The 5,072-nt window shown below is 70.0% G+C and carries 4 protein-coding genes; all 4 read right to left on the bottom strand.

Annotated elements, in window-relative coordinates; translation table 11 throughout:
• Positions 1–167: 167 nt before the first annotated feature.
• Positions 168–446, bottom strand: coding sequence for an acyl carrier protein (locus tag ACFV6H_RS37710; protein ID WP_093602329.1), 279 nt, complete (start codon positions 444–446; stop codon positions 168–170).
• 107 nt (positions 447–553) lie between these two features.
• Positions 554–1,570: a pyridoxal-phosphate dependent enzyme gene (locus tag ACFV6H_RS37705; RefSeq protein WP_385551398.1), complete on the bottom strand. Its 1,017-nt coding sequence runs from the start codon at positions 1,568–1,570 to the stop codon at positions 554–556.
• Positions 1,567–3,201: an amino acid adenylation domain-containing protein gene (locus tag ACFV6H_RS37700; RefSeq protein ID WP_385551396.1), complete on the bottom strand. Its 1,635-nt coding sequence runs from the start codon at positions 3,199–3,201 to the stop codon at positions 1,567–1,569. Before ACFV6H_RS37700 ends, ACFV6H_RS37705 begins: the two co-directional genes overlap by 4 nt.
• Positions 3,198–5,024, bottom strand: a complete 1,827-nt coding sequence (locus ACFV6H_RS37695) for a lantibiotic dehydratase (protein ID WP_385551401.1) — start codon at positions 5,022–5,024, stop codon at positions 3,198–3,200. The genes ACFV6H_RS37700 and ACFV6H_RS37695 overlap by 4 nt, the downstream gene beginning before the upstream one ends.
• Positions 5,025–5,072: the final 48 nt, after the last annotated feature.

The raw sequence follows: 5,072 nt of genomic DNA, 5'->3' as shown, positions 1-5,072 counted from the left end.
GACAACACCTCCCCCACACCAAACTTGTCCGCCGCCACACCCAGACCAACCGGCGCCAAACCCAACACCCCCGACACCGGAAAACCCGGACCACGCAGGCCCACCTGGTCCCAGAGGCGCCATCGCCCGCTCAGCGAAACGGATTCCTCGGTCATCCGGATCTCCTCCTAGACCTGTTCGGCCGCGCGGTCCGCGAGATCCGCGGCGAGGACCTCTGCGAGTTCGGCCGGCGAGGGATAGGTGAAGATGAGCGCCACGGGCAGCTCGGTGTGGAGGGTGTCCTGGAGCCGGGCGATGATCTGGAAGGCAGCCAGGGAGTCGCCGCCCGTCTCGAAGAAGTCGCTCGTGGTGTCGAGAGTGGTGTCACCGAGAGTCTCCCGGTAGAAGCCCGCGATGAGTTCGGGAAGCTGGGAGGTGTCGACCGTGTGCTGTTCCGCCGTGGTCATGATGTTCTCCTTGAGTGGTATTCGTGGCATTCGTGATGTCAGTGATGTTGTCGAGAGTGGTGATGTGCGCCGTCGACACGGGCCTGCGGCCCGCGCTCAACAGCCCGTCAGAGAGCGGCCGTTCGGGCGGCCAGCGCCGCCGGATCGTTTCCGCCGGACACGATCACCGCGGCCGTGCCGTCGAAGCCTCGGTGCAGCGCTCCGGCCAGGGCGACGGCGCCACTGGGCTCCGCCGGGATGCCGGCCGCATGCAGCAGGCCCGTCGCCTGGACGATCGCCTCGTCGGTGACTCCGACCAGTTCGTCCACGCGCTGTCTGATCACAGGGAAGAGGATCTCGCCCGCGCGCTGGCCGCGCAGTCCGTCGGCGACGGTGTCACTGGGCGGCAGCTCGACCGGATGCCCGGCGGCCAGAGCGCGCGCGTAGCGCCGGGTGCCCGCGGGCTCCACACCGACGATCCGTACCGGCCGTGTCAGCCCTGCCGCGGCGAGACACACACCGCCGAGCAGACCGCCGCCACCGGTCGGGACGAAGACGGTGTCGGTGCCAGGCGCGTCCTCGAAGATCTCCAGGGCGACGGTGCCCTGTCCGGCCGCCACGAGTTCATGGTCCGACGAGGGCACCAGTACCGCTCCCGTACGCTCCGCGAAGTCCCGCGCGTACCGGTCCCGTTCGGCGACTCCGCCGCCGCTCCGGATGACCCGCGCGCCGAGGGCCGCGACGGCCCGCGCCTTCGCCTCGCTCGCTCCGGCCGCCATGACGACCGTGACGCGGACACCGAGCGGCCCGGCGAGAGCGGCCACCGCCAGACCGTGATTGCCCGAGGAACCGGTGACGATGTCATGGGCGCCCAGGGCCAGCAGCGCGTTCGCCGCTCCGCGCAGCTTGAACGAGCCGCTGTGCTGGAGGTGTTCGGCCTTGAGCAGAACGCCGGGCAGTGAGCCGGCCGTCAGCAGTGGCGTACGCCGTATGTACGGCGCGATCCGCTCGGCGGCGGCGAGAACGTCGGCGTGACCGAGCCGGACATCGGCAGGGCCGAGTCGCAGATCGGCGTGACCCAGCCCGGTGTCCGTGTGCCCGAGTCCGGTGTCCGCATGGACCAGCCGCGTGCCCGCCGCCGTCATGACACACGCTCCGCCACCGGCGCGACGGACACCGGCGCGGCAGACACCGGTGCAGCGGACATCGGCGCAGCGGACATCGGCGCGGCCGACCGGCCGAGTATGCCACGGTCGGTCTTGCCGCTGCGCGTCACCGGCAGCCGGTCGATACGGCTGAACCGCCTCGGCAGCATATGAGGCGGCAGCGTGCCGGCGAGGTGCGCGCGTACGGACGCGTCGCCGGTCCCGGAGGGCAGGCCGGTGACATGCGCGTACAGCCAGGTCCGTCCCTGGCCGTCGGTCTCGGCGGTGACCACGGCGCCGGTGATATGAGGATGCGTGAGCAGTGCGCCCTCGATCTCCGCCGGATCCACCCGATGGCCGCGGATCTTGATCTGCCGGTCGGACCGGCCGAGATACTCCAGCTCGCCGCCGGGCAGCCGCCGGGCCAGATCACCGGTGCGGTACATACGGGCGCCGGGCGGGCCCGAGGAATCGGGCAGGAAGCGCCCGGCCGTCAGGGCGGCCAGCCCGCGATAGCCCCGGGCGACGCCGACACCGCCGATGTACAGCTCTCCCACCGCGCCGTCGGGCACCGCGCGCAGATCGTCGTCCAGCACCTGGACGGTGACACCGTCGATGGGAGTGCCGATGACATCGACGGAGGTGTCGGGTACGGCGGGCACCTTGTACCGGGTGGAGGTCATCGTGCATTCGGTGGGACCGTACTGGTTCACCAGCAGACCGTCGACGAGCGCGCGCCCGCCGGCGGCGAGAAAGGGCCGCAGCGATTCGCCGCTGGAGACCACCGTGCGTACGCCGCCCAGCCGTTCGGCCGCGTCCGGTCCCTGTGCGAGGAAGGTGAGCAACGACGGTGTGGTGCTCAGTACGGTGTCCGCGCCGTACTCCCGGAGTGTGGCCGCGAAGGTGTCGGCGCGCAGCAGCCGGGCGCGGTCGACCAGGACGAGACGGCCGCCCGCGACGAGCGGCGCGAAGATATCCCTGATGGACGCGTCATAGCCGAGCGGCGCGAGCTGGACGGCCACTGTGTGCGGGCCGAGTCCGTAGTCGCGGACCACAAAGCGTATGTACGCGTCGAGACCGGCGCGTTCGATCATGACCGCGTGAGGCGCACCGGTGGATCCGGAGGTGTGGCTGATGTACGCGAGCGAACGCGGCCCGAGTGCGGCCGACGGCTCCAGAGGCGCGAGGAGTGTGTCCCGGGCCGGGTCCGGGTCCGGCGCCGGAAGCCGGTCGAGCAGCAGAGTCGGTCCGGTCACGGGCAGGACGAGCCGCTCGGCGAGAGCGGTGGTGGTGAGCAGAAACCGGGCCCGTCCACTCTCGGCCATGGACACCAGCCGTGGCAACGGCAGTTCGACATCGAGTGTGAGGAACGCGCCGCCGGCCCGTAGCACCGCCGCCATCGCGACAACGGCGTCGATACCGCGTTCGACGGCGATGGCGCAGACCTCCTCGGGGCCCACTCCCCGGACGGTGAGAGTCCGGGCCAACTGGTCGATCCTGCCCGCGAGTTCTCCGTACGAGAGCTCTGTGTCCGGCGTGACGACGGCGATGGCGCCCGGATCGCGCGTGGCGTGGGCGAGGATGTCGTCCACCGGGCTGCCCGCGCCGTCCGGCCGATGTGCGCCGGTCATCCTTCCTCTCCCATCTCCGTGGTGCGGTCGACGGCGACGAAGCGGAGTTCGGAGGTGTACTTGTTGCCTTCGTCGTCGGTCAGCCAGGCCTGCTCCGGCGTCGGCAGCATCTCGCTGACCGTCATACGCGCCGCCGGATCCTTCCGCGCCAGCCTGCGCGCCGCCTTCGCGAAGATATTCACGTACACCGGACTGTCGAAATCGACAAAGAACGGACGCGGCTCCGTCGGAGACACCACGAACACCCACCGCGGCAACTCCTGCGCCGACCGCCACTGACGCGCCCGCACAAACCGACGCGCCTCACTCTTCTCGCCCGCGAACTCCATCTCCGAGGCGACGAACTTCCAGGTCTCGCGGGCCACCACGGTCGAGTCGATGGTGATGCGCGGCGAACGGTCGGTGTCGGGCCGCAGGGTGAAGCGGTCCATGACCCGGTTGGTCATGGCGTGGCTGAACACATCGAGCAGATCGAAGACAGAACCGTCGGGCAGCAGCGCCTTCAACTGCCCGTCCCGCTCCTCCACCAGTACGTCACCGCAGCGGACCGTGCGCGGCCGGTTCGGGTCCGCGGTCTGGTCCACGATGGCGACGTAGTAGTCCTGCGGACGGTCCAGGGACGGTCTGCTGCGGGTGGACCACTTCAGCGGAAGTTCCTTGGGCAGCATGGGCATCAGCCGTGGCCCGGGGAAGTCGGTCGTGGTCTCGTCGATCAGCTCCTGCATCTCCGGGTGCTGATGGACGAAGAGCGAGGCGCCCAAGGTGTTCATGGCGACATGCAGTTCACCGAGGACGAGCTCGAACTCACCGCGCTCCACCGCGTCGAGATCATCGGCGATGACCATGACATCGGGACTGATGTAGCGGGCCAGGGACCAGCCGCGGCCCGGTTCGCCGAAGGCCTCCTGGACCTGGTCGGCGATATCGGCGGAGGAGAGCCGTACGCGCCGGGCTCCGGCCGGAGCGTTGATGATCCGCGCCCAGCGCTCGCGCAGTTCGGCCTGGATACGGTCGATGTCCGCGATCGACTCGCTGTGCGGCGCGGGCAGGCACTCGAACCAGAGGGAGCCGAGATCGACGCGGTCCTGCCGGGCGCGCAGCCGCTCGTACGCCTCCTTGATACGTCCGCCGACGGTTTCGGCGAACCGGTTGGTCATCCAGCGGGCGCCGGTCAGGCAGAGCTCCAGTGGAGTGAGCTGCTCCAGTACGGCGGTGCCCACCGTGGCGGTGGCCGATCTGCGGCAGTCGGAGTAGACCAGCGCGCGGTTGGGCGCGGTACGGGCGCCCTTCTCCCGCTGGGCGGAGGCTTCGGTCAGTTCGGCGAAGTCGGCTTCGAGCGCGGCGAGCGCCTCGCACAGTTCGTCGGCGTCGAAGCCGGCCGCCTGTACCCGGTCACGGCCTCGTTCGAGTATGTCCAGCTTGGCGAGGGCCGGTTCGCGCAGCTCCGCGTCGCCGATCGTCTCCACGAAGGAGCGCAGGGCGCGTTCCGGGAAGGTGCCCGCAGGGACGTCCAGTTTCCAGGCGACCCAGCGCTGGGCGACGAGCCACTCCAAGGTCTCGGTGATCTCGGCGGGCGATACCTCGTGGCCCTCGGCCCGGGAGACCTCGTCCACGATATCGGTGAACAGCCGTACTCCGTCGCAGAGTTCGAGGACGCGCAGCTCCCGCTCCGACACCGTACGCGCAGGTCGTCCCGGCACCCGTACGGTCCCGTCCACCACGCCTACGAACGGGACCCGGCGCGGCGCCACCCACTCCCGCACACCCGGAACCCCGCCGATCACCCGCGCCAGCGCATCCACCGACCAACTCGAAAAATACACCTCCGACCCCGACACCAAACCCACACCAGGATCCACCTTCACACCACG

The sequence above is a fragment of the Streptomyces sp. NPDC059743 genome, from assembly GCF_042732975.1.
Lineage (GTDB): Bacteria > Actinomycetota > Actinomycetes > Streptomycetales > Streptomycetaceae > Streptomyces.
The sequence above is the reverse complement of the archived record's forward strand: the minus strand, read 5'-3'. Positions and strand labels throughout refer to the sequence as shown.

What these genes read in the sequence shown, in the direction of transcription:
- ACFV6H_RS37710 (WP_093602329.1), bottom strand. Translation starts at nt 446, where the DNA reads ATGACCACGGCGGAACAGCACACGGTCGACACCTCCCAGCTTCCCGAA.
- ACFV6H_RS37700 (WP_385551396.1), bottom strand. Translation starts at nt 3,201, where the DNA reads ATGACCGGCGCACATCGGCCGGACGGCGCGGGCAGCCCGGTGGACGAC.
- ACFV6H_RS37705 (WP_385551398.1), bottom strand. Translation starts at nt 1,570, where the DNA reads ATGACGGCGGCGGGCACGCGGCTGGTCCATGCGGACACCGGACTCGGG.